Source organism: Anaerococcus lactolyticus ATCC 51172 (assembly GCF_000156575.1).
GTDB lineage: Bacteria > Bacillota > Clostridia > Tissierellales > Peptoniphilaceae > Anaerococcus > Anaerococcus lactolyticus.
In genome coordinates this window covers 2,118-27,688 of sequence record NZ_GG666056.1, presented here as the reverse complement: position 1 = coordinate 27,688, position 25,571 = coordinate 2,118, and the positions used below count along the sequence as shown (strand labels likewise).

The window sequence follows — 25,571 nt, the reverse complement described above, 5'->3', positions numbered from 1 at the left end:
ACTAACGTCCATGGTTCTGAGTATTACCATTTGTAGATTCGCCTAAATTTTGAATGTCTTTGGCAGTTGCCTCTGCATTAATCATCTCAACATTCAAATCAAAATACCTAGCAATGATATCTCTCATAATCGGAGATGCATTGTAAGATGTATCACCCTGCGTTAATACAATAGAAATAGCTATTTCTGGATTATCATAAGGTGCAAAACCTACCATCCAAGCGTAGGTATCATAGTCTGTTCCATCAGAGTTTTTACCTTCTACTTCCGCAGTACCGGTTTTAATACCAATATCTATAGGTAATTGCTTTAGCATAGCATTATTCTTAGCTACAAGTAATGTACCATACTTAATATCTTCTAGGTATTTTTTATCCTTAATATCTATTCTCTTTTTTTCTGGCACATTTTCAAATAAAACTTCACCAGAGTCGTGGTTTTTGATCTTATTTATTAGGGTGAACTTATTTAAGTAACCACCATTGGTTATGGTTGCTATGGCCCTATTCATCTGGATTGGTGTATAGGAGTTTTGTCCCTGACCAATTACGATATTAAGCATATCGGTTATATCCCAAACTGCCTGGTTAAGATAGGTGTACTTAATTGTATCAGCAAGTCCTGCCCTTTGGCCTTCAGGAATCATAAGCGAATCGTATCCTCTTTCATCAAAGAAATCAACAATAGCCTTCCTTGACCACTCATTTGGATTATCTGTAAATTTAACTATATCTGCTATATCCTGCTCGTATTCTGTCCTAGTTTTCTTTACACCTTCTTTTATAAAGAGGGTGAGATTTTTTTCTAGATACTCTTTAAGCATGAGTTTTGTAACTTCAACTTTTTTCCCAATTGATGGGACATTGCCCCTGGCTTCTTTTGGAATATTTATCTCTATTCCTGTTTCTTCATCTAGACCCAACATCTCACAAGCAAGTCTAATATCATTTAGCTCAAGCTTTGTTGAAAGAGTATCGCCATCTTCTGGGTTTTCTCCGAGAGCTAGGGTGTAGAAATAATAGTTACATGAATCTCTTATAGCTCCATAGAGGTTTTCTTCTCCATGGGTCATACCACTTTCAGTATAAACCAAGCAAGAAAATCTCCTGTTACCAATTTCCATGAAACCATGACAGTAGTTAACTGCTAGAGGGTCTAGGCCTTTTTCAAGAGCTGCTAGGGCTGTGACTAATTTGAAGGTAGAACCAGGCATTACTGCTGTTTGAGTAGCTATATTTAGCATTGGCCTTGGAGCAAGTGGTCCTTCACTTTCTTCAACCTGGAGTGCTTCCCAATCGGAAGTAGAGATTCCGGTAGAAAATAAGTTTGGATCATAGTTAGGATAAGATGCGAGGGCTAATACTTCGCCTGTCTTAACATCAGATACTACTACCGCCCCACTCTCAGCGTGAGGTGCCATTTTAAATGGCCTAAATGTGCCGTACTCTGACTCATAGTAGCCTGTTTCCCTAAGAGCTTCCAGAACACCCTTAAGCGAATCTTCGGCTTGTTTTTGTAGTTTGGCATCAATTGATAAGTAGACATCATCACCTGGCTCTGACTTGGTTTGGGAGATGGTCTCTCTCCTATTTCCAGCTGAGTCAACAGTAACTAAAGACCTACCATTTTTACCTTTGAGGTTGTCTTGGTAGGATTCTTCTATACCCGTCTTACCAATTATTTCATCCCTCAAATAAGCTCTTTCCTTAACGTATTTATCAACTTCTTCTGGTGTCGCGATTGGTCCCATGTAACCAAGAACATGGCTTGCCAAATTCCTATTTGGATAAGATCTAATAGGTATAGTTTCAACAACAATTCCTGAAGTAGTATCAATTTTTTCTTCAATTTTTAAAACTGTAGATTCATCTAGGTTGTAAACAATATTTATTGGCCTATAACCAAAAGAACCCTGCCTATTTAGAGTATTGTCAATAGTAAGGATGCCTACAGCTTCAACATCATTATAGGAATCAAGATTGCTTACTTTTTTAAGATATTCTAAAATTTTCTTCCCATCTTTTTCATTCATCAGGATTTCGACAGTTGCCTTAGTAGAATTTGCCCTATCCTTATTCGCATAGTGGGTATAAAAATCTTTTTTATCAATAGTGAAGGTGTATTTCCAATCCTCAGGATCATCTTGAGTAATGTCTATATTAGGATAAATATTATTTCTAGTGTTGGCATTTTGTGCCATATATTTTACATATTCTGATAAGATTAAAGGCTTTATTAATCCATGTTCTTCAGCTAGTCGTGCTAGTTCATCTACAGCCGAACCTGCTTGAGGATTTTTAAACCTTACATCAACCGAATACTGGTTTTTATCATCCTTGCTTTCTGTAATAACTTCAGTTTCAAAGTTAGCATAGATGCCCTTGTTTTCAAGTTCTTCTATTAACATATTGGCAGGAATAATGTAGGCTCCCTTATCATCAACCATAGCAGATGTTAGGACATCTTTAATTGTCGCATTTTTTACTATCTCATAAAAATCATCGCTTGCCTTTGAATCAAGAGTAATTTTTTTAAAGACCTTGTGGAGTTTGGCCTTTTTTTCTATTAGGTCTTGGTCACTTTTTATAGAATAAGCATCCATGGCAAGGTCACCCAAAAGTTTATTGGAGTCCAAAATCTTATAGGCGAGAATCCTTGCATGTGAATTTTGCAAAATTGATAAGAGTACAGACCTGTCTTCACCGACTGATTCTAGGATTACGTCTATTGGATCGTCGTCCTTTTTGTGACCAATAGAGGCAAGTTTTTTCTCATAATTTTTTTTATATTCTACCTTGAGTTTACCATCCTGTTGGCTTATATGAACTGGCACAACTATCCCCCTTTTCTTTAGAGCAAGGATGGCTGTGTTTAGTGTTTCATATTTGATTCCATCTTCTGAATAGCAAGATAGCAAAAACTCTTCAATCAAATCATTGTCAATTAACTTATCGACAACTTCTTCGATTGGCATTTGTTTTTTCTTAAAATAATCTTCTTTATTCTTATATTTAAATGTATTTAATTTTATATTGAAATCTTCAGTATAGTTAACCCCATCTTCTTCAAGGATATCTACAAGATCTGCAATTAAATCAATTCTTTTTTCATCCTTCAAGGCCATCAATTCGTCTTTATAGAGTTTGATGGCAAATGATGGGATTGATGTGGCTAGGATTTTGCCATTTCTATCATAGATATTGCCCCTACTGGCAAGCTCGTCAACTTCCTTAACCTTTCTATTATCAGATAAGTCCCTATAATAATCTCCCTTGGAAATCATTACATTAAAAAGTCTAAAGGCTATGACAAGGATGGCGGCTACCACAATTACCTGGATGAAAATTAGTCTATTCTCTTTACTATTTTTCATAAACCCCTCTAAATCCTATAGGTTGGTACATACATTGTTTTTTTGATTAGTTCATAATAGCCAAGGTAGACTACCGAATTAAATATAGCTTCAACAATGATTTCTAAACCCAAGTAGCCTGTTATAGAATTAAGGCTCTTGCCAAAAACATAATAAATACCATTTACCAATACAAAGTTAAAAAAAGTAGCAAGGATGCACACAATAATACCTGCCTGCTTATCCTTAGAAACTTTTATAAATTGCCCTGAGGATACCACTCCTATTAGGTAGTAAGAAAGAGCTCTTACCCCGATTAAACTTGTAAAAAGGAAGTCCTCAAAAAGACCTACCAGAAGACCACCAACTCTTCCTGTCTTATTTGGCAATATTTGTGAAAAGGCAATGGTCACCGGGATTATTATATTTATATTCGCACCTAGGATATCAATTTTAGAAAAGATTGAGGTTTGTAAAATAAAACTTATAAATAAAATTAAAAAACTCTTAAATTTATTCATAGATTTCTCCCTCCTTTTGCTTTTTCTCCTTTGTTACCGGTTTATCATCTATAGTATAAGTTGAATCGTGCTTTAATACCAAGACCCTATATAAGTGTGAAAAATCAACTGGTGATTTTATAGTTATATTTTTCCTTAATGAATCCTCGCTCATTGTTACTGTGGATACCCTGCCTATGTAGATACCGTAAGGATAAATTCCTCCTAAACCACTTGTAAGAAGGATGTCTTTTTCATTAATCTTACTTTCTAGGTCAATCATATAACCTTGGATGGTATTTTTATTAAAAATATCTATTACTCCATAATCGCCTGAGTTTGCATTTACAAAGGATACGTCGTTTTCATTTGAATTTATAGTCTCAACCCTAGCTGTTGTTTGGTAAACTTCTGTGACCTTGCCGACAAGGCCTGTATAAAATTTGCTATCTCCAACAGCTTGGAGGATGATGTCGTTCTTTTCAATCCCATCACTTGCACCCTTATCTATATTAAAATGAGTAGTCATGGAATTAACATCTGTATTTATAAGTTTAGCTTTTATATACTTATTGTCACTTCCCTTAGTTGCCTGAGCTTCTTCTTTTAAAAATTCTTCCCTGTTTATAGTAGCAAGAAGTCTTGCATTTTCCATTACGAGAGACCTATTGTCAGCCTCTAATTTTAATACTTGTTCGCGGGTTTCCTTAGAACCAATTGTTCTTTCTATCTGTTCGATTATTGCTGATGAGATAGAATATGTCACTCCTTCTATTGGTTTAAAAATAGAATTTGCGAGATTTGACCCAGTTTTTGATAGACCTTCTGTTTGACTAGAAATAAGTATAAGTAGACTTAGACCTACAACTGTCAAAATGAAAGGCTTTTTATCTTTTTTAACTCTCTTATATGCCATAGTCACCTACTTACGATATTGCAAAAACTTATCCGGATCCTCTAAAATTTGTCCAGCTCCTAAAATAGCATCTTTTGAAGGATCTTCAGAGCGATAAGATTTAAGACCGATTTTCTTTTCTATATATTCTGCGAGCCCTGAAAGCTGTGATAAGGATCCAGAAAGAGCAAACCCATTTTTCTTTATGTCTGAAGAGATTTCTGGTGGAGTCTTTTCTAAGGTTGCCAATACCATTTCGCAAACCTCATCAGCGAAAGGTAGGATACATGTAACTAATTCACTAGATAAGACCTTTACAGTATTAGGTCTTGAATCATTCAAATCCTTGCCATTTACTTCCATCTCGTTATTGCCGTCTTTTACCTTAAGGCTAGCAAGCTTAATCTTTACTTCTTCAGCTGTGTTTTTACCAATTTCTAGGCTCTTTTCTTCCCTAAAATAATCAACAATTTTTTCATCTAGGTAATCTCCACCCTTATTTATAGTAGATGATACCACAATTCCATTTAGGGAAATAACAGCTACTTGGCTTGTGCCAGCTCCCATATTTATTAGTAAAATTCCCTTAGGTTCGTTAGGTGCCAAGTTCATACCATAAGCACAGGCTAAAGACTCATCAACTAAGATTATATCCCTGCTTCCTGCATGAAGGGCTGCATCTTCTACAGCTCTTTTTTGTATGTCTGTTATGCCTGATGGAATAACTATTACAACTCTTGGTTGAATCAAACTAAAGCCAACATTTACCTTATCAAAAAAGTAATTTAGCATAGCCTCAGTAAGGTTAAAGTCAGTTATAACACCATTTTTTATTGGTTTTACAACTTGAATATCTTCGTGGGTTTTGCCTAACATGTCCTTGGCCTGCTGACCCACAGCGATAACCTTGGTGTGATTTTCGTCGAGAACCAGGCTTGATGGTTCATTTATTATAAGGCCCTCGCCTTTTTTATATACTAAAATATTGCTAGTGCCAAGGTCTATGGCAAAATCTGTAGCAATCATCTTAAATTTCATCCTAAACTCCTATATATAATTATCTTTTTTCAAACTTACGTATGTTCCATGACCAATTATTAAATGGTCAAGAACAGTGATATCAAGGATTTCACCCGCATCTATCAACCTATGGGTAATGAGCAAATCCGCCTTTGATGGGCTAGGATTACCCGAAGGGTGGTTGTGGGCAAGTATCATAGACTTGGCTGATTTTTTTATAGCTGGCTTAAAGACTTCCCTAGGATTAACTATAGATGATGATAGGTCGCCAATTGAAATCAGCTCTTTTGAAATAACTTCATTCTTGTTATTGAGTAAAATCGTATAAAAATATTCCCTATCCTTTAGACTAATAGTATCCTTAATAAATTCATAGGCTTCTTCATTTGAATTTATTTGATATTTTTTCTTATTAAGAATCTTTTCCTTAATCCTCTTGCCAAATTGAAGGCTGGCTACAATCTTTGAAGCCTTGGCTTCTTTGATTCCATTAATTTTAGTCAACTCCTCCACTTCTATTTCAAGAAGAGCCTCTTCACTAAAGGTGGCTAGGATTTCTTCTGCAAGTTCAATCGCATTTTTCTTATCTGTGCCAGTTGATATTATAATCGCTAGAAGCTCCTTTTCACTTAGGCTGGCGTGGCCCAACTTGATAAGTTTTTCCCTTGGCCTATCTGTAAGCTTCATATCCTTGATAGTTTGTTTCATTAAACATTTTCTCCGATGTTTATTTTTTTCATATGCTTTATAATAAAGTTTGAGGAGAGCCCAACAAAAAAACCACTAAAGGTCCCAACTATAACTAGGGCTGGAAAATAAGTAAACATCTTAACATTTTCCATTATAATAGCAGAAACTATTATCTGTCCTATGTTATGAGCAAAGGCTCCTATCTCACTAACTCCAATGAAGGAGAATAACCTGTCGTGATATTTTAATCCAATCGCCATAGCGATTGATGAAAGAATAGCACCTGCTGCTGAGTAGAAAAACGAAGTCACCGCTCCGATTATCAACACCAGCATAAAACTTTTTAATAGGGCTATGGTAAGACTTACCCTGAAGCCATAAAAATAAAGACTTACTAGTATTATTATATTGGAAAGTCCAAGTTTTGCACCTGGTATAGGCACAGGAACTGGAATTTGTAATTCTATAAGTGAAATTATAAGGGCAAGGGCTACCAAAAGGGCCATATTAGTTAAATCTTTAATGTTTTTTCCCATCATTGAACCACCTTATCTATTCCATCTTCCTTATCCTTCTTATCTTTCTTATCCCCATGGCTTTCGACTTCCAAAAACAACCTATGAGGTAGGCAAATAATAGATTGCCCCTCCTTGTCTATAGGATGCATATGGGTACAAATTTGATCTTGACAATCAGCTTTTTTCATATAGGCTTTCTTATCTTTGATCACAATTGTATTATAGTGACCACCATATTCCACTTTAAATTCAGTATCCTTATCCATAGGAAGTTTCTTTATGACTTTTCCATTTTGCTCTACAACAAGCATATCTCCTTCATAGCCGGACATAGCCTTATTAATTGCAAAATTGATGCCAAAACTTAAGAGTATAAGACCTACAATTACAATTATATCTCCTTTTTTTATTTTCATATATACCTCATATCTCTATCTAAATATTTTATAATTTAATCATGGATATATTATATAGTTTTTGCCCATAAAAAAAAGACCCCGGAGGGTCTTCTTCACGTTTTATTCAAATATATTTATACATTTGTTTGGACATTTATCTGCTGCTGTCTTTAGTAATTCTAAATCAATACCATCAACATTTACAGCCTTAGATAGGAAGTTGTCCATTTCAAATGCTTCTGGATAAGTTCTAGCACAGATTGAACATCCTATACAAGAATTAGAGCACTTAGCCCTAGCGTCCTTGCCCTTATCATGTGATGAGCAAAGTACTGCTTGTTTTTGATTAAATGGTACAAGTTGGATGATATTTTTTGGACAAACGTCTACGCACTTCTTACAAGCAACACACTTATCCCTATTTACTTTGGCAACACCATTTATGATATGAATTGCATCAAATGGACAAGTTTTTTCACAAGTACCACAACCGATACAACCATAATCACAAGCCTTCTTGCCACCAAATAAGGCAATTTGTACCCTACAATCATCAAGACCTTGGTATTTATATTGGTCTTTAGCTGCTTCGCAGTTACCGTTACAATTTACGAGGGCAACCTTTCTTTCATCAGCACCAGTTGCTTCAACTCCCATAGCCTTGGCTACTGCTGCAGTAACACTTGCACCACCAATAGCACAAGCATTTACAGGAGCTTCGCCCTTGGCGATTGCTGCTGCAAGTCCGTCACAACCAGGGAAACCACAAGCACCACAGTTAGCACCTGGAAGGCATTCCCTAACTGCTGCTTCTTTAACTGATTTTTCAACGTGAAATTTTTCTGATATAAAGCCTAGGGCTATCGCAAAGATAAAACCCATTATAGCAAGGATTGCTACCGGCAATAATAAATTTTGCATTCTTTCCTCCTATGCTAAACCTGCAAAGCCCATGAAGGCTATAGCCATTAGACCTAGGGTTATAAGAGACATTGGAGCCCCCTTAAATGACTCAGGCACATTGTTGTATTCGATTTTTTCTCTTAGATAAGCAAGTAGTACGATTGCAAGCATAAAACCAATTGATGCTGCAAAAGCATAAACTGTTGACTCTACAAGGTTGTATGATAAGTCTATTGCCTTAATAGCCACACCTAATACCACGCAGTTTGTTGTGATAAGTGGTAGGTAAACACCAAGAGCACCATAAAGGGCTGGCATTGATTTTTTCATTACTGTTTCTACTGATTGTACCAAGGTCGCAATTACTAAGATAAAGACAACTGTCTGTAGGTATTGCACATTAAATGCTTCTAGTATGTAGTGTTGGATAAACCAAGTAATTATTGTCGCAAGTACTATTACAAAGATTACTGCAAAGCCCATACCTCTTGCTGTTTCTACCTTGCTGGTTACACCGAGGGTTGGACAGATACCTAAGAATTGTCCTAATACATAGTTTGATACAAATATAGTTGCTATTATAATTTTAAATAATTCTGCCATAATAACTCCTAATTATTCTTTCTGTTCATTATAGCATGGAAGGCACCAAATATAAGACCTAGGACTATAAATGATGATGCTGGTTGAACCATGAAGCCTATGGTGTATTTTTCTGGTAAGATTGCCATGCCAAAAAGTGTTCCTGATCCTAATAACTCCCTAAAGAAAGCTAGGATTGAAATAGCTATTGTATAACCAAGTCCTTGGCTGATACCATCTACGATTGATGGGATTGGGCCGTTTTGTGATGCAAAACCTTCAGCACGAGCTAGAATTATACAGTTTACAACTATAAGTGGGATAAAGATACCCAAGCTCTTATCAAGAGCAGGAGCATAAGCCTTTATTAGCATTTGAACTATAGTTACGAAACCTGCTATTACAACTATAAATGATGGGATTCTGATCTCATCTGAGATGAAATTACGAAGTAATGATATAACTAAGTTACTCATTACAAGTACGAAGGTTACAGATACTCCCATACCAACAGCATTGGTTAATGATGAAGATATAGCTAGTACTGAACACATACCAACCATCTGTACTAGGACAGGGTTGTTTTTAATAATACCATCGGTAAATATTTTGCCATAATTTACCCTTAGTTTTTTATCTGTTTGTTTTTCCATGATATCTCCTATTCTAGCTTAGTAAGTACTTCTCTAGCGGCGTTAATACCTCTAAGAATAGTAGTAGTTGAAATTGTGGCACCTGTTATGCCTACTATTTCATTTTCTCCACCTGTTTTACTTGCCTTAACTTCTTTGTCCATGTTTACTCCAACCATTCCCTGTTTGAAGAAATCTTCTTCCATTTGCTTACCGAAACCGGCAGACTCTGAATGGTTTAGTGGAGCAAATCCAGTTATGTTATGGTCTTTGTCAACACCGATTAAAAATTCTATAGCGCCACCATAACCGCCTGGTGATAGGATTTGGAAAACATATCCGTCCCCGTCAGCACCCTTAGCCTTGTAAACGGCTTCTATTGTATCAGGTTTTTCAACATCTAGCTGTTCGTAGCTATCTGCCTTATAAACAACTGACAAAGATTCTTCTAGTTCTTCTTGTTGACGAGCCTCTATGATTGGCTTAGTCATGTTATTTGTAAAGGCTAGAGCTAGGGCTGTAACTGAGGTAATAAGAAGTAATTTAAAACCTAATTTTAAACTATTGTTCATTTTTTCCCCCTTTTTTTGCCTTGGCCTTACCAAAAATCCTATCTCTAGTATGTTTTTCTATAACTGGTACTAGGAGGTTCATAAGTAAGATTGAATAAGAAACACCTTCTGGGTATCCACCCCAAAGTCTAATAACTGCAGTTATTAATCCACAACCGAAGCCAAATACGATTTGTCCTTTTGGAGTTATTGGAGCTGTGGTGTAGTCTGTTGCCATGTAGAAGGCACCAAGGATTAGACCACCAGATAAAATATTTTTGAGTATATATTCTAGATTTACCTTATCGCCAAAGATTGCGAGGATTACGGTAGTTGTTAGTATGTATACTAGTGGAATTCTTATGTGAATTACTTTTCTAACTAATAAGTATAAAGCACCGATTAATAAGGCAAGCGCACTTATTTCACCCAAACAACCTGGTATGTGACCTATAAATAAGTCCATAATTGTGTAAGATTTTGGATCAGAAAGTGGTGTTGCTGCTGTTAGCATTGATACATCGCTAACTGTTTTAAGTGTTGCTACTCTTTCAGTTGGTACAAAGTTTGTCATTGTAGATGACCAAGATGCCATCAAAAATGCTCTCGCACCTAAGGCTGGGTTTACGATATTTTGACCAATACCACCATAGAGCATCTTACAAATTACAATTGCGAATACAGAACCAATTACAAGTTGCCATACTGGAAGTGTAAATGGCACGTTATAAGCTAGTAAGATACCAGTTACAACTGCTGATAGGTCTTTTACCGAATTAGGCCTTTTGGTGCATTTATTAAATATTGTCTCAGCCAATACACAAGTGATCACAGATGCTAAGATAAGAACTAGAGCCCTATAACCAAAGTAGTAAACAGAAACAGCGCCTGCTGGAATTAGTGCAATAATAACATCAAGCATGTCATTTGCAACTGTTCTTTTACTCCTAATATGTGGAGAAGCTGTTACTAATAATTGTTTATTATTTTCCATATTTCCCCCTATTTTCCTGCCTGTCTTATTTGTCTCTTAGCAAACTTTATTGCCTCAACTAATGGTCTTCTGGCTGGACAAACGAATGAGCAAGAACCACACTCAATACAATCAAGTGCTCCTTCTTCGTCTGCCTTTTCAAACCTACCATCAAGAGCATGTTTGTGGATGTAGTTTGGTAATAAGAATACCGGACATACGCTTACACACCTACCACATCTGATGCATGGTGTAGGATCTTCTATGAAGGCATCCTTGCTATCAAAAACTAAGATACAGTTTGTTGCTTTTTCTACTGGTTTATTAAGGTCAGGTTGGGCTATACCACACATTGGTCCACCGTTAATAACCTTGGCAATTTCTTCAGCACCGCCTGCTTCTTCGATGAGGTCATTAAAACTTGTACCAATTCTTACGCGCATATTTTGAGGATTTTTAACTGTCCTACCTGTCACTGTAAGAATTCTTTCATAAAGTGGTTTACCCATATATAGGGCTTCATAAATCGCATTTACAGTTGAAACGTTAGAAACAACTGCTCCTACATCCATTGGGAGTCCACCTGATGGTACTTCTCTTTTTAGGATTGCATTTATAAGTCTTTTTTCATCACCCTGTGGGTATTTAGTTTCAAGGCTAACAACTTTGATTGTTCCATCAAATTTATTTGTCTTGGCAAACTCTGCTAAGGCTTCTGTCATAGATTTATAAGCAGCTGGCTTGTTGTTTTCTATGGCAATCACACCTTCTTTGGCATTTACAGCCTTAAGTACTTGGATGAGTCCTTTTATTATATGTAAAGGATAATTTTTCATTATGTAGTCATCACAAGTTATGTAAGGTTCACACTCTGCCCCATTTACTATTACAGTATCTATTGGTTTATTTGGTGAATATTTGACGTGCGCTGGGAAAGCCGCACCACCCATACCAACAATTCCTGCCTCTTTGACCTTAGCTACAATTTCTTCCGGGCTTAGGGTTACATTTTTAACCTCGGTATATTCTACTTCTTGGTCGAAACCTTCTGTATCGATTACAACTGCCTTGCAATTTTTGCCTGAGGCACTTTGAATATCGATAACATCTTTTACAACTCCTGCTACTGAGGAGTGGATATTTGCTGAAAAGTTACCTACTGCAGATCCTAAAAGATCTCCTACAGCAACTTCGTCATTTTTCTTAACATTACATTTGCTTGGTGCACCTATATGTTGGGTGAGTGGAATAGTTACAAGCTTTGGTATATTTGCAGTATGAAGACTGCTATTTTCTGAAAGCTCTTTGTATTCTTCCATCTTAACACCGTGGGCAAATGTCACAGTATTAGCTGCCATAAATTTCTCCTTCTTAAAAAATTTCATTTCCCGATACCTATATTATAGATTATATCGGGAAATTTCTCAATGGTTTATCTAATATTTGCTATAATATCTTCGATAAAAACCATAAAATTATCAAAGGCCAACTGCTTTAGATTAGCCATTCTCTTTTCGCTAGGCAGACCCTTCTTGTAAAATTTTTTATACACATCATAATTTGCATCAATTTTAGTTACATACTGCCTAGTTTCTTCAAATGGAATTTTTAAAACATCAGGATTTGCTGGGTCAAGCAAACCTTCCTTTATCCATTTGTCAACATTACCTACCCCACCATTGTAAGCTGCAAGGGCAAGGTCCCTATTATTGTAATACCTATAAAGGTAATCATAATAAGCTATACCTAAGTCTAAGTTGTATTCAACATCAGATAGCTTGTCTGGAAAATATTCTTTGCCAGTCAACTCTGCTGCATGGGATGCAGTTTCATTTAGTAGTTGCATCAAACCTTGGGCTCCCTGATGGCTCTTAGCATCCTTATCAAAATCTGATTCTACTTTTATAATTGATGCTGTTAAAAGTGGGTCCACATTATACTTTTCAGAACACTTATAAATCTCATCTTGGTAGCTAATCCTTGTCCTTGAAGTTTGATAGGCTATGGTAGCATAACAAACTACAAATAAAATTAAGATTGCAAGAAAGATAAAACCTATAAGCTTGCCAAACCATTTAATTACTTTCATATATTTTCTCCATTCTTAGGATTTTTTTTACATTTTCCCTTAGGTCTTCAAGGCTTGTGTTGTTTTTAATTACAATTTCATTTGCATACCTTGGACCCATTAGGGCTTCTTGGTTTCTTATCTTTGACTCTGCATAAAATCCACCAATATCGTCTCTTTTTGCCAGTCTTTGGGCTTGGATATTTTTATCTGCCTCAACAAATAAGACCAAGTCAGCAGGGAATCTCACTGTCATTTGATAAAATAATGGAATCTCGATAAAAATATTTTTCTCACCAATCCTATTAATTTCATTTTCAATTTCCCTTACAATTATGGGATGAGTCAAAGAGTTTAGCCTTTTCATAAGGTCAGGCGCCGAGAAAATCATCTTCGCCAGATGTTTCTTATCTAGGATATTGCCGTCAAAGGCCTTTCTAAAGAAGGGATCTGCCTTGATGGCTTCGTAATTTTGCCCACCTTCTTCCAAAAGTTTTTTATTAACTTCATCGGCACTTATGACTTTAAAGCCTAAATCTTTAACAATTTCACTTACAGCTGATTTGCCCGAACCGATTGTGCCTGTAATTACTATTTTATTTGGATTCATACATGCTTTCTCCAAAACCAATATCTACTAGCAAGTCTACCTTGAGCTTTGCTGCACCTTCCATGCATTTCTTAAGTATATCACGTGCCTTTTCCTTATCCTTTTCGCTGGATTCTATGATTATTTCATCGTGAATCTGAAGGATAATTTTGGCATCAAGGCCTTCTTCCTTAAGCTTATTATAGGTATCTATCATTGCTATTTTAATTATGTCAGCAGCTGTGCCTTGGATTGGTGTATTTAGGGCAATCCTTTCACCAAAACTTCTGACATTAAAATTTCTCGAAGATATTTCTGGTATATACCTGCGTCTTTTAAATAAAGTTTCTATATAGCCTTGGCTTCTAGCGAGTTGTACGACGTCATCCATGTATTCCTTGATTTGTGGGTAGGATTTTTTGTACTTGTCAATATACTCCTTGGCCCTAGGTCTTGGAATATTCAAATTTTGCGATAAGCCATAGTCACTTATACCATAAATTATACCGAAATTTACTGCCTTGGCTTCAGATCTTTGAAGTTTTGTGACTTCATCTAGGGGAGTATGGAAAACTTCTGAAGCTGTTTGAGTATGGATATCAATGCCACGGTTAAAGGCATCTTGCATATTCTTATCATCTGCAAGACTTGCTAAAATTCTTAATTCAATTTGTGAATAGTCAGCATCAATTAAAATCTTGCCCTCGCCTGCCTTAAAGGCCTTCCTAATGGCCCTTCCTTCGTCAGTTTTGATTGGAAGATTTTGTAGGTTCGGCTCTTGACTTGAAAGTCTGCCTGTCGAAGCAATATTTTGCCTAAAGGTTGATCTAATCCTGCCATCTTCATCAATAGCATTCTCAAGCCCTTCTATATAGGTTGAACGCAATTTATAAATTTCCCTGTATCTTTCGATTTTTTCAATAATTGGGTGCTTATCTCTAAGCTTTTCAAGCACCTTTGCATCTGTAGAAAATCCGGTTTTTGTTTTCTTTACAACCGGAAGATCCAAGTCCTTAAATAAAACTTCGCCCAATTGTTTAGTTGAATTTATATTAAATTCACTACCAGCTAGGTCGTAAATTTCTGATGTTATTGCTTCGATTTGCTTTTCTAAATCTGCCTTAAGACCTTCAAGGATTTTCCTGTCAGTGCCAAATCCAATTATTTCCATTGATGCAAGCACTCTTGCCAACCTTTTTTCTATATTTTCATAAAGGTCAACCATTTCATATTCAGCCAAGTTTTTAAAGACCTTATCTCTAGAATCTTCTATGGCATTTACTTGACTAGCTAAAAGCTTCGCAAGGTCATCTTGGTCAACTTCAGCGTATTTTTTAGTCTTAGCTCCCTTGCCAATTAGACTTTCATCGCTATCAAGTTCATAGGTCAAATATGACTGACTTAAAAGTTTCAAATCATAGGAAGACCTGGATGGGTCAATTAAATAGTGCATGAGCATCAAATCATCATAAGGACCAATAAGGTCAATGTCTAGCTTATCCAAAAGCACCATCTCTTCTTTAATATCAAAAGAAATCTTATTTATAGTTTTATCTTCAAAAATATTTTTTAGTTCAGAAATTTTCTCTGGCTCGATTATATACGTATCAGTATCCTTAGTCTTAATAGCAAGACTATAGATTTCAGAATGGATATAATTTTCACCATCATAAACTGATTTAAAGAAAATTTCCTTGGTTTTCTTGCTAGAATCAATTAGGTCTTTTAAATTTCCGCCAATTTTATAGGTAAATTCCTTGCTTTCACTTTCAGATCCGTCCCCATCAAGTTCTTCCAAAAACTTATTGAAATTAAGTTTTGAAAATTTCTCCCTAAGTCCTTCTTTGTCAACTTCACCAAGTGCAAGATCGTCATAATCAAATTCTACTGGAGCGTGGGTTACAATGGTGCCGATTTTTTTAGACATATATGCGACAGCCTCATTGTTTTCTAGACTTTCCTTGGTCTTCTTTCCAGAAATCTCATCAAGGTTGTCGTAAAGATTCTCAATTGACCCATACTTTCTAATAAATTCTAAAGCACGCTTTTCGCCAATGCCATCAACACCAGGAATATTATCCGACTTATCTCCCATCAAACCCTTCACATCAATAAGTTGCTTAGGAGTAATCCCATATTCCTCTTTGATTTTATCAACTGTGTACTCTACAGTATCCGAAACGCCTTTTTTGGACAGATATACAAGGACATTATCGTCAACAAGCTGCAAATAATCCCTATCACCAGTGATAAGAACAGCCTCATCTCCAGCTTCCTTGGCCATCCTTGCATAGGTGCCAACTATATCATCAGCCTCGAAACCATCAAGGTCAGTGTACTTAACCCCCATAGAATCAAGGACGTCCTTCAAAATCCCAAACTGGTAGGAAAGCTCGTTTGGAGTCTTATCCCTATTAGCCTTATAGTCCTTATACTCGTCATTCCTAAAGGTCTTTGATGACCTGTCAAAGGCAACGAGGACATAGTCTGGCTTATATTTATCAAAGGCGTTCCTATACATGGTCAAGAAACCATAAACGCCATTAGTCATAACCCCGTCATTGTTGGAAAGGTTTGGTAGAGCGAAAAAAGCCCTAAAGATCAAACTCGACCCATCAATCAACATAACAGTTTTCTTCATTATATCTCCTTAACTATCAAAATAGCATAAAACACTATCCTACCTTATAGTATAACTTATATTGGAAATTTTTTAAAGAAAAAAAGGAAACATCTTGCAATGTTTCCATTAAAATATATTTTGTTACTTATCTCTGTACTTTTTCTCAACCTTTTCAATGTTATCAAGGTCTACCCATTCTTCTGAATATCCACATTCAGTACAAAGATATCTATCAACTGGCACAGCAGAAAGTATGCTCGCACCAATAGGTATATTATTACCAGAGCCATAAGCACCAGCCTTGCCAGGGATTTTAATTATCTCACTAGAGCCGCATTTAGGACATTTTTTAGTATTTTTCATAAAATCCTCCTTGATTTCAGTATACCGGAATGAATTTGATATTCAAATTGAAATATAAAATACAAGATATTGAAAATTAATACTCACGTAGTATAATGTTTGTGAGTAAAAGGAATGCAGAATCCATAAGATTCACGTAAAAAAGCAAGGGTACGAGCCTTGCTTTTTTATTTGGGCTAGTTATCACTGTTGATATGTCTGTCTAACCACTTGATGACGTAGTGAGTAGTCACGCCAACCACAACAGACAATAAAAAAGAATGCAGTGTATCCATAAACTCACCTCCTAACTGTTATCAGTGTAGGGAGTGATAACACATTTATTATAGCAGATTTATAGTTTTGATGAAATAGTAATTAAATAGTATAATGTAGATGTGAAAAAGTGCAAATGCACAACACTAACCACTAATTGTTATCAGTATAGGTGTGATTAGGGACAAGAAAAAAGGAAATCAGATTCATACGAATCGCAAAAAGCAAGGTAGAGTGCCTTGCTTTTTTCTATGGCAAAATTCAAAATATTTCAAATCATATATAAGCCTACTTAAATACATATCAAAGCAGACTCTAAAGGGGTCATTAAGTAGGCTTTAAGAGAGGTATTAAAGCAGACTTTAAAGAGAATAATATAAATATGAATAATATAAAGTGAATAAGGGACCACACACAAATTATTTATAATGTTTTAGCAAAAAAGATTGAGTTTTTTTCTCAATCTTTTAATTCCTTTAGTTTTCCATTTTTTAAAACTAGAACTTGGTCAGATAAGATGTCGATATCTTCCTTGTTGTGGGATGTAATAAGCATTGTTGCTCCACTGCTTCTAATGTAAGACTTAATTATTTCCCTGAGTTCTACTACTCCTTCGTGATCCATACTATTAAAGGGTTCATCAAGGAGCAGGAGTTTTGGTTTTTCCATAAGGGCTTGGGCTATTCCTAGTCTTTGGAGCATTCCTAAAGAATATTTTTTTACCTTTACATCCTTATCTTGGTACAAGGCTACCTCTTTTAAAATCTCATCAATATCTGCCTTGGTGATTTTGTTTTTAATAGCAGCTAATTGGTCTAAGTTTTCAAATCCTGTTAGGTTTGGCAAAAATCCTGGATGTTCAATTAGTAAACCCAAGTCAGCTGGCATAGCCCCATTTTTTCCAACAACTACATTGTTAACTATAATTTTACCAGAAGATGCTTTCATTAAGCCTGAAATCAACTTAAATAAAACACTCTTTCCACACCCGTTTGTTCCGACAATCCCATATATTTTACCTGCTTCAAAATTATAGGAAATATTATCTATTACTTTCTTATTTCCAAAAGCTTTTGATACATTTTCTAATCTTATAAGATCCATATTCTACCTCCTTACTCGTTCTGATACTCTTTACTTCCCTTTGGAAGGTTAATGTCTTTATTTTCAAATATTTTAAAATTCAATATAAGCAAAATCAAATCTATACCTGCTAGGACTAACAACCTATAAATAAACTTTATCCCACATCCATTAATTGAACTTGCTAATGAAAAAAGAGAAAAATCCTTAATCACATCCCCAAAAAATCCCAAACTCATTCCTGCCGCAATTATTAGGATGCCTGTATATATGACAAATACAAGGGATTGTGAAATCCTAAATTGTATTAAAAGAGCATGGACTAGGGAAAAGAAATATAGGAGCAAAACCTGCAAAATGACTAGCTTAAATATTTCCAAAATTATGTTATTCGTTTCAAAATTCCCTAGCAAATAAATTTTTGCAAATTCTTTTGTTGCTTGAGAAATATTAAATCCAAAATTTGAAGATCCTATCCCTACTATTAGGCAAAATAAACAAATACAACCCACATAATCTAAAAGGCTTTTAATAACTTTTGTATGTTTGTTTTTATAAAATTCTTTCCTATTTGTGTACCTTGTTAGAGTGAAGAATATATTTCCTTCAACTGGACTTTGAATCATCAAAACAAAGCCTAATAAAAAAGGAAAAGTAAAATATCCAGTATAGGAGTCGTTAAACATTAGAAGAATCATTTCACCAAAGTTAAAATTCCCATACTTATATTTAAAGCTAATAAGCTGGCTAAAACTTGCAAGTATTGAACCTGCCACTAATAGATATATAAAGATAATATAGAACGTTTTTAAGTCTTTATATTTCTTCATCGTTTTCTATGTCCTTTTTAAATTTCAATAAAGATAAAATATAGGCTAGGAAGAGGCTTATCAGCAGGTAGGAAATAATAAATATAGGAGTCATGCCTTGGACTCTTGACACGTCGAATATTGCCATTGGCTCAAGCTTTGTAAGTCCAACAAACATCGCAAACAAAGATCCTATTGTTGCTATAATAAAAGGTCCTATCCAAGCGACAAACTTATTTTTAATAAAATAAGATAAAGAAAGCCCCACACTGCTATAACAAGCACCTACAAATGCACAATGTAGAATTATTGCCAATATATAAAGTAGGGCAGATTTATCTATAAGCTTCTTATAGGTGGATACTCCTGTCATTCCCATATAGGCATCCATATTGAGATTCTTGGAAAAAAACACAAAGCACCCTATAAAAAATATGACCATACCAAAAGCGAAAGTTATAAAAGATGTGAGAAAATTTATTATGAAATTAGAATTGAAATATTTTTTATATCCCATTCTTGCTACAAGATATTTCATTGTTCCACTCTTACTGTTTTCAACATGTTGGGCGGAAAAAGGAAGGGTTGCGATTAGAGGTGCTAAAATTACAAGCAAAGACCTATCCCCGTTATATCCTTGTAAAAATGTCATAGCATAGTCGTGTTTGAAAAAGTATTCCATGCCTTCTTCAACAAAGGCAGTTAAAGAAAAAATCATAGATAATAAAATAATCAATATAGACAAGAAAAACTTTCTACTTCTCATTACTTTTGAAATTACATTTAGCCTATAAGACATATATCCCTCCATTAATCAAACTGCGAACATTTAAAATCTTTAAAATCAACCATTATTAATCATTAAAACTTTATTTTTCAATCTTTTTAAAGAGTACCTCTACTATAATAACGAATTAGAAATAAAAATGTTACAAAACTTCATTTAATATTTTTATAAAGATTATGATAAATTATAGGTATTGCAAAAGCTGAAATTAGTCTGGATATGATTTTTTAAAATTTAGACAGCAAAAAAGCGTTGGGAATCCAACGCTTATTGAGTGTTTGGTGCCGGTGGTGGGACTCGAACCCACACGCCCCGGAGGACAACAGATTTTGAGTCTATCTCGTCTGCCAGTTCCGACACACCGGCATAAATGCTTACCAATTCATTATATCACACTTTATGCCAAATGTAAATTATATTTTTCTTTTATTTGCCTATATTTTTGTGACTTATATATTTTTATCGACAAGATTCCTATCAATATCCCAAATCCAATCCCTGCTAGGACATCTATTGGGAAGTGGACGTAAAGGTAGAGCCTTGAGAAGGCAATCAATACTGCAAGAAGATCTGTAAAAATAATTAAAGGTTTATTCTTATTTAAGATGGTGAGAATTGTGGCAAAGGTGAAGGCGTAAGATGTGTGGCCTGATGGGAAGGAATTGTCAGATAGTTTGTGGACCAAAAGGCCTGTAAACTTTGCCACTTCATATGGTCTTGGCCTTGCTACTAGGTTTTTTACCAGTAGGTTTACCAGCAAAATATTTAAGATAAAGGCTATTATCATTATCTTGCCTTGATTCTTTAATTCTTTGGCTGCTAAAAATATTAGGATATAGGCTATCCATATTAGAGATAGGTTGCCTACAGATGAGATTGTTACCATAAACTTATCTAAGGGCGTAGATCTCAGGTTTTGTATGGCGTTTAGGATATTAAGCTCAAAATTTACCATCATTGGACTCCTGTATTTGCAATTTTTAAGGTCATGTCGTTGGCTTTTTTTATCCTCGCTCTTTGGCTTTCGTTTACTAGATCAAAATATTTTCCGCCTTCGAGAAAGTCTTCTGTTAAATGGTTTTTAACATCTATTCCATATTCATTATAATAAGAACCAACCCATATTGGGTGGAAGGTCACGTCGGCGATTTTTTTCTTGCCACTTTTTAGGTCCTTTTCCAAATCAATTTCAAGGGCGAGGGACTGTTCCACCCTAATATCCTTATTGTTTTCATAATTTTGATAAGAAATGAAATTACCAAGTGCATAGGCTATTAGGCCTTCCCTGCCGTCACTTGCTTGGTAAAGTTCGACTGGTTCTACCACATGTGGATGGTTGCCTATTACGAGGTCTGCTCCCCAATCTATCATCTTCCTACCTAGACTTGTCTGAGCCTCGTTTGGCATAGATTGGTATTCAATTCCCCAGTGAGGGTAAACTACCACAAAGTCTGCCCCCTGAGCCTTTGCCATACTTATGTCTTTTTTTATTTCTTCTTCATTTGATAAATAGCAAAGATTGTCGACTTCTTCCCTTGGTACAATTAGATTTTCCCTGCCATTACAACCATAAGTATAAGCGAGAAAGGCAATTTTGATACCGTTTACTTCTTTTAGTAAAATTCTTTCAGACTTATTTTTAAAGGATCCAACATAATCAAGACCAGCTTTTTTTACTGCATCCATTGTTGTCATGACTCCTTCAAGCTCTGTATCCATAGAATGGTTGTTGGCTGTAGTAACTATGTCAAATCCAATATCTTTGAGGTTTTTTAAATAGGATTCTGGTACATTAAATCTTGGAAAGCCTGCATATGGCAAGTTTGGATTCGATGTTGTTTCGAAGTTTCCAATAGATATATCAGCATTTTTCACGAAATCTTTTATATAAGTGAATTGATCTGAAAAATCATATTCTCCCCCACCCTTATTGTGGGCATACTGAATCTGAGCTATATGAGCCATAATATCGCCAAAAGCCTTTAACTTAGCCTTCTTGATTACAGGTTTTTTCTTTGCTCTTTCTTCCAATTCTTTTTTGGCTTTTGCTTCTATTTCTTCTTTTTCTATTTCTTGAATAGATTTTTTTGAAGTCTTTTGTTTTTTTTCTTCTTCTGCAAGGCGTTTTTCCTCTTCCTTGACTTTCTGATAATTATCAAGCCTTGTTATAAGGTCTGTCACAGTTTTTATTGTAATTTCTTTGCTATCTTTATTATTTGAACAAGCCCCTAAGCCTAAGGCCATGATTAAACTTAGGAAAATTAATAGGTATTTCTTCTTCATAAACGCTCCTTACTCATATATTTTATACTATTTAACAAAATTATTCATCTTTTCTTGTAAAAGAATGAAAGATTTTTCAAAAATCATATAATTATACTTATCAAGGAGTTAATATGAGTTTTAATGATCAGTTTGATATAGAAATCAGAGAAATAGACGAAAATAATTTGATTTTAAGGTGTAAGATGGAAGAAAATTTTCTAAATGAAATAAATGCTGTGCATGGTGGAGTCCTCATGACCATGGCTGATAACGCTTCAGGTTTCATTGCCTCTGCCAAAAAGTACACAGCCCCTACCCTTTCTATGACAACCAACTTCTTAAGACCCCTCATGGCAACAGAATATATCTACGCCAAGGCCAAGGTGATCAAAAGAGGGTCTAGGATAATCACTGTAGATTGCGAAGTTTACGGCGATGATGAAAAAATTTGTGCTGTAACCAGGGCTGAGTTTGCCATTTTAGGCAAAAAAATAAATCCCTCTGCTTCTGCTGAATTAGCCTACACAAAGGGAAAGTATAGAAAATTCTAGTCCACAAGACATACTTGGACTATAAGTAAAGGATAAATGGGATTAACTATGAGAAAAATTTTATTTATTATTAACTCAAAGGCTGGTAAGACAGAATTTGACATAAGAAAAGAAGATATAGAAGAGACTTTTAGAAAGGCAGGAAGGCTTGATGAGATTGAAGTGGTAGACACCAGGTATAAAAATCACACCAAGTTTTTGATAGATGCCTTTGACTCCCTAGCTTATGACGAAAAAATAGTTATAATCTGTGGTGGTGATGGGTCTTTAAACGAGCTTGTTAATGTCGCCTATGGGAAAAATATGACCCTTGGCCTCATTCCAACAGGTACAGGCAATGATTTTGCAAAAAACTTTTCATACGAGTCTTTTTCCTTAGATTCACTTTTGGATTTTAAGACAAAAAAAATTGACCTGATAAAGATTAACGACTTTTATTCTATAAACGTGACAAGCATCGGTTTTGACACCCAAGTCTTAAAAAGAGCCTATGACTATTTAGAAAAAAATCCAAAGCTCGGCAAGTCCGCCTACACCAAGGCCACAATTAGGAGTCTCACAAATTTAACCTATGAAAAATTAAATTTCGACCTTAAATTAATTGATGGATCAAGTTTTCAAATCAAGGGAGAATACTTAATATCAGCCCTTTGTAACGGAGCCTTTTATGGATCGGGCTTTAATCCAGCCCCAGAAGCAAAGATTGATGATGGTGTCCTAAACCTAATCTTGGCTGACAAAATCCCCCTTATCAAACTACCATCCATGATTATAAAATATAAAAAAGGTCTCCACCAATCAAGCAAATACCTTAGGGAAATAAAGGTAACATCAGGGACTATCAAGTCTAAAACTGAATTTCTTGCCAATGCTGATGGTGAAATCTTTAAAACAAATGAAATAAAATTCGAAGCCTTGCCAAAGGCCCTTAATTGGGTCATCTTTAGCAAATAAGTTTCGTGGCACTTATTAAGTTATAACAAAAAACTGACCTCTTTTCAAAAGAAAATTGAGGTCAGTTCCTTTTTTATTTAATTTTTAAAAAACTTACAGCATAGACACTTGGTCCTGAATGAGTTCCTAAAACAGCTGTAACTGGACCTTCCAAATAAAGATTAGCACCCTCTATGAGGTCTGATAATTTCTCCTTAATGCCAGCTATATCCTCTTTATCCTTGCCATAGGCAATAGCCAAATAATATTTCTCAGCCTTTTGTAAGGCTTTTTTTGTCTCGTCAACTATGAAATTCAAGGCCCTTTTCTTACCCATAACCGACTTACAGTTTTTAATAGTTCCTTTTTCATCAAGACCAAGGACTGGGTTTATCCTAAGGGTTCCTCCAATCAATCCCTCAACAGTACTCAACCTCCCGCCCCTAATCAGGTATTTTAAATCACTAACAGTCGCAATAAGACGGGTATCATTGATTTTCTCCTCAATCTTTTTTGCTAACTGATCAAGGCTATCCACCTGACCTACGATACTTTTAGCATACATTACCAAAAGTCCCTCAGACATTGTAATATTCAAACTATCAATGAGGACATATTCCATATCCTGACTCTCAAGGGCAAGCCTCATAGCATTATAGGAGCCTGACAAGGCGTGGGAAACGGCAATAGCAAGGATTTTACTATAGCCAGCCTCCCAAATCATCTTAATCTTTTCCCTAAAATCCTCTATAGAAGGAGCGGATGTATATGGCTTTTCTTCATCAATCCTCGCAAAAAGTTCACTTGGACTTATTTCAAGCAAATCCCTCTTTGATTCATTTTCAAAATTCACATACAAGGGCACCACAAAAATCCCCTCGCTAATATTTTCTTTAATATTACTAGCAGAATCTGTCAAAATCGCAATCTTTTCCATTTATATTTCCTTTATATTCTTTTCACTTAGTCTTATAGACCTAAATATCGTATCTAGTTTTAATAACTAGATGTAATTATTCTATCTTTAAAGATTTCTTTGTCAAGGAAATAATCTAAAACTAAATTTTCAACGAATTTTCTAAAGGATCCTAGACCCAGTAGTATTTTAGGGGCTTATATAAAATATCTAATTTAGATTTCTCTGATCAAATCTTTTTTGCTGGTTTTACTTTTTCTTTTACTTTTCTTTTGACTTTTTCTTTTGTCTTATCCTTGTTCTTGGTTAGGTCTTTGTATTTCTTTATTTGTTTTAGGATACTTTCTTTTTCTTTTTTATTTTCTTTGGCTATGACTTGCTTAAAGGCATATTCCATTACTTTTATGTCTTTGGCTTGGAAGAATATTTCATAGTTTTTGCTTTCTTTGTTTTTCATTACCGAGAAGTTTACTCCAAGTTTGTTTAGTTCTTTTTTTTAAGTCTTTGAGGTCGCTTTGATCTATGCTTATATTTTCTAGTTGTCCTTTCTTGTAGAGGTCTTTTATTTTTATTTCATCGCCCATAAGTCTTTTTAAGTTTCCGTTTGCTTTTTCTAAAGTTTCATTCATCTTTTTTCTTATTTCTTTGTCTAAGTTGATTGATTCTTTTGCTGCCTTTATTGTGTATGTTATTATGGTTTGTGCTGCTTGCCCTGCTTCTTTACTTATTTCTTCGTTTATCATGTTTTATCTCCTTTGTTTGAATTAAAAAAGGGAAGTATAGGCTTTAATTTTTCTATACTTCCCTTTGCTTGTTTTTATTTGGTTGTTAATCTGGCAAACTGGGATTTATAATTCTACATAAATTCCAAAACACCTAAAAGAATGCTTGAAGCTGCTAATAATAAAACTCCAATAACTTCAAGTGTATTTTCAATGTTTTTGTCTTTTTTATATTGCTTGATAAATTTAGGAGACATAAAACCTAAACCTATACCAAATAATAGATAACCAATTCCTTTTAACATTTCGTTCCTCCAAATTGTCAAATTCTGATTTTATAAAAACATCTAATCTCTATTTCTTCTTTTCTATTAGTTTTCTGATTTCATTTAATACTCTATAACAATCTTCTTCATTTGGATGTCCTTTTGCAATTCCACCTTTAGTAGTTTATGTGTGTTCTTTTGTCTGATAGATAGTTTTTCATGTCGGAATATATAATCTGTATTTCTTCATTGCTCATCGCTTTTATTTCTTCTGTGCTTTTATATGTTTTGTATGTTCCATCTTGATTTGCTTTTATGAGTTCATCT

26 protein-coding genes, 1 tRNA gene and 1 pseudogene are annotated in these 25,571 nt (G+C 35.0%); 2 read left to right on the top strand and 26 right to left on the bottom strand.

The window, feature by feature from the left end; all coding sequences use genetic code 11:
* Position 1: 1 nt before the first annotated feature.
* The 23 genes from HMPREF0072_RS09615 to HMPREF0072_RS09505 all read right to left on the bottom strand — a co-directional run bounded on the left by HMPREF0072_RS09615 (position 2) and on the right by HMPREF0072_RS09505 (position 21,874).
* On the bottom strand, positions 2-3,373 hold the full coding sequence (locus HMPREF0072_RS09615; protein ID WP_004829972.1) for a penicillin-binding transpeptidase domain-containing protein: 3,372 nt from the start codon (positions 3,371-3,373) through the stop codon (positions 2-4).
* A gap of 8 nt (positions 3,374-3,381) precedes the next feature.
* Complete coding sequence (gene mreD, locus HMPREF0072_RS09610; protein WP_004829971.1) at positions 3,382-3,873, bottom strand: rod shape-determining protein MreD; 492 nt, start codon at positions 3,871-3,873, stop codon at positions 3,382-3,384.
* Positions 3,866-4,768 (bottom strand): rod shape-determining protein MreC, encoded by a 903-nt coding sequence (gene mreC, locus HMPREF0072_RS09605; RefSeq protein WP_039931436.1) that lies wholly within the window; start codon positions 4,766-4,768, stop codon positions 3,866-3,868. The genes mreD and mreC overlap by 8 nt, the downstream gene beginning before the upstream one ends.
* A 6-nt stretch (positions 4,769-4,774) precedes the next feature.
* On the bottom strand, positions 4,775-5,785 hold the full coding sequence (locus HMPREF0072_RS09600; protein WP_004829966.1) for a rod shape-determining protein: 1,011 nt from the start codon (positions 5,783-5,785) through the stop codon (positions 4,775-4,777).
* 9 nt (positions 5,786-5,794) lie between these two features.
* Positions 5,795-6,475 (bottom strand): RadC family protein, encoded by a 681-nt coding sequence (gene radC, locus HMPREF0072_RS09595; RefSeq protein WP_004829965.1) that lies wholly within the window; start codon positions 6,473-6,475, stop codon positions 5,795-5,797.
* Positions 6,475-6,996, bottom strand: coding sequence for a Gx transporter family protein (locus tag HMPREF0072_RS09590; protein WP_004829964.1), 522 nt, complete (start codon positions 6,994-6,996; stop codon positions 6,475-6,477). Before HMPREF0072_RS09590 ends, radC begins: the two co-directional genes overlap by 1 nt.
* A complete protein-coding gene (locus HMPREF0072_RS09585) occupies positions 6,993-7,391 on the bottom strand; it encodes a NusG domain II-containing protein (RefSeq protein WP_004829963.1) in 399 nt (132 codons plus the stop codon). Before HMPREF0072_RS09585 ends, HMPREF0072_RS09590 begins: the two co-directional genes overlap by 4 nt.
* Positions 7,392-7,493: 102 nt before the next feature.
* On the bottom strand, positions 7,494-8,294 hold the full coding sequence (locus tag HMPREF0072_RS09580; RefSeq protein ID WP_004829959.1) for an RnfABCDGE type electron transport complex subunit B: 801 nt from the start codon (positions 8,292-8,294) through the stop codon (positions 7,494-7,496).
* A gap of 9 nt (positions 8,295-8,303) precedes the next feature.
* A complete protein-coding gene (locus tag HMPREF0072_RS09575) occupies positions 8,304-8,879 on the bottom strand; it encodes an electron transport complex protein RnfA (protein ID WP_004829958.1) in 576 nt (191 codons plus the stop codon).
* An 8-nt stretch (positions 8,880-8,887) separates the two neighbouring features.
* Entirely contained in the window at positions 8,888-9,511 is a 624-nt protein-coding gene (gene rsxE, locus HMPREF0072_RS09570; protein ID WP_004829955.1) for an electron transport complex subunit RsxE, read from the bottom strand.
* 8 nt (positions 9,512-9,519) lie between these two features.
* Positions 9,520-10,062 (bottom strand): RnfABCDGE type electron transport complex subunit G, encoded by a 543-nt coding sequence (locus HMPREF0072_RS09565; RefSeq protein ID WP_004829953.1) that lies wholly within the window; start codon positions 10,060-10,062, stop codon positions 9,520-9,522.
* A complete protein-coding gene (locus HMPREF0072_RS09560) occupies positions 10,052-11,035 on the bottom strand; it encodes an RnfABCDGE type electron transport complex subunit D (protein WP_004829950.1) in 984 nt (327 codons plus the stop codon). The genes HMPREF0072_RS09565 and HMPREF0072_RS09560 overlap by 11 nt, the downstream gene beginning before the upstream one ends.
* 8 nt (positions 11,036-11,043) lie before the next feature.
* Complete coding sequence (rsxC, locus tag HMPREF0072_RS09555; protein WP_039931435.1) at positions 11,044-12,372, bottom strand: electron transport complex subunit RsxC; 1,329 nt, start codon at positions 12,370-12,372, stop codon at positions 11,044-11,046.
* Between the two features lie 74 nt (positions 12,373-12,446).
* Positions 12,447-13,103, bottom strand: coding sequence for a lytic transglycosylase domain-containing protein (locus tag HMPREF0072_RS09550; protein WP_004829947.1), 657 nt, complete (start codon positions 13,101-13,103; stop codon positions 12,447-12,449).
* Positions 13,090-13,692 (bottom strand): dephospho-CoA kinase, encoded by a 603-nt coding sequence (gene coaE / locus HMPREF0072_RS09545; RefSeq protein ID WP_004829944.1) that lies wholly within the window; start codon positions 13,690-13,692, stop codon positions 13,090-13,092. The genes HMPREF0072_RS09550 and coaE overlap by 14 nt, the downstream gene beginning before the upstream one ends.
* Positions 13,679-16,312, bottom strand: a complete 2,634-nt coding sequence (polA, locus tag HMPREF0072_RS09540; protein WP_004829942.1) for a DNA polymerase I — start codon at positions 16,310-16,312, stop codon at positions 13,679-13,681. Before polA ends, coaE begins: the two co-directional genes overlap by 14 nt.
* A gap of 123 nt (positions 16,313-16,435) precedes the next feature.
* Positions 16,436-16,657: a hypothetical protein gene (locus HMPREF0072_RS09535; RefSeq protein ID WP_004829941.1), complete on the bottom strand. Its 222-nt coding sequence runs from the start codon at positions 16,655-16,657 to the stop codon at positions 16,436-16,438.
* 714 nt (positions 16,658-17,371) lie between these two features.
* Positions 17,372-18,016: an ABC transporter ATP-binding protein gene (locus tag HMPREF0072_RS09530; RefSeq protein ID WP_004829938.1), complete on the bottom strand. Its 645-nt coding sequence runs from the start codon at positions 18,014-18,016 to the stop codon at positions 17,372-17,374.
* A gap of 11 nt (positions 18,017-18,027) precedes the next feature.
* Positions 18,028-18,825 (bottom strand): hypothetical protein, encoded by a 798-nt coding sequence (locus HMPREF0072_RS09525; protein ID WP_004829937.1) that lies wholly within the window; start codon positions 18,823-18,825, stop codon positions 18,028-18,030.
* Complete coding sequence (locus HMPREF0072_RS09520; protein ID WP_039931433.1) at positions 18,812-19,603, bottom strand: membrane protein; 792 nt, start codon at positions 19,601-19,603, stop codon at positions 18,812-18,814. Before HMPREF0072_RS09520 ends, HMPREF0072_RS09525 begins: the two co-directional genes overlap by 14 nt.
* Positions 19,604-19,870: 267 nt before the next feature.
* Positions 19,871-19,957: transfer RNA gene (locus HMPREF0072_RS09515), tRNA-Leu, on the bottom strand.
* A 31-nt stretch (positions 19,958-19,988) separates the two neighbouring features.
* Positions 19,989-20,549 carry a phosphatase PAP2 family protein gene (locus tag HMPREF0072_RS09510; RefSeq protein ID WP_004829932.1) on the bottom strand — a complete coding sequence of 187 codons (561 nt, stop codon included), beginning with the start codon at positions 20,547-20,549 and terminating at the stop codon, positions 19,989-19,991.
* Positions 20,546-21,874 carry a CapA family protein gene (locus HMPREF0072_RS09505; RefSeq protein ID WP_004829929.1) on the bottom strand — a complete coding sequence of 443 codons (1,329 nt, stop codon included), beginning with the start codon at positions 21,872-21,874 and terminating at the stop codon, positions 20,546-20,548. The genes HMPREF0072_RS09510 and HMPREF0072_RS09505 overlap by 4 nt, the downstream gene beginning before the upstream one ends.
* A gap of 113 nt (positions 21,875-21,987) precedes the next feature.
* On the opposite strand from HMPREF0072_RS09505, the gene HMPREF0072_RS09500 reads away from it, so the two are divergent.
* Both HMPREF0072_RS09500 and HMPREF0072_RS09495 read left to right on the top strand, forming a co-directional pair.
* Positions 21,988-22,407: a PaaI family thioesterase gene (locus tag HMPREF0072_RS09500; RefSeq protein WP_004829928.1), complete on the top strand. Its 420-nt coding sequence runs from the start codon at positions 21,988-21,990 to the stop codon at positions 22,405-22,407.
* 48 nt (positions 22,408-22,455) lie between these two features.
* Positions 22,456-23,361, top strand: a complete 906-nt coding sequence (locus HMPREF0072_RS09495) for a diacylglycerol/lipid kinase family protein (protein WP_039931431.1) — start codon at positions 22,456-22,458, stop codon at positions 23,359-23,361.
* A gap of 73 nt (positions 23,362-23,434) precedes the next feature.
* Here HMPREF0072_RS09495 and HMPREF0072_RS09490 read toward each other — a convergent pair whose 3' ends face one another.
* The 3 genes and pseudogenes from HMPREF0072_RS09490 to HMPREF0072_RS12190 all read right to left on the bottom strand — a co-directional run bounded on the left by HMPREF0072_RS09490 (position 23,435) and on the right by HMPREF0072_RS12190 (position 25,283).
* Positions 23,435-24,277 carry a DegV family protein gene (locus HMPREF0072_RS09490; protein ID WP_004829924.1) on the bottom strand — a complete coding sequence of 281 codons (843 nt, stop codon included), beginning with the start codon at positions 24,275-24,277 and terminating at the stop codon, positions 23,435-23,437.
* A 194-nt stretch (positions 24,278-24,471) separates the two neighbouring features.
* Positions 24,472-24,999: pseudogene (locus HMPREF0072_RS09485) on the bottom strand (PcfB family protein).
* A 113-nt stretch (positions 25,000-25,112) separates the two neighbouring features.
* Positions 25,113-25,283, bottom strand: coding sequence for a hypothetical protein (locus HMPREF0072_RS12190; RefSeq protein ID WP_004829918.1), 171 nt, complete (start codon positions 25,281-25,283; stop codon positions 25,113-25,115).
* Positions 25,284-25,571 lie beyond the last annotated feature (288 nt).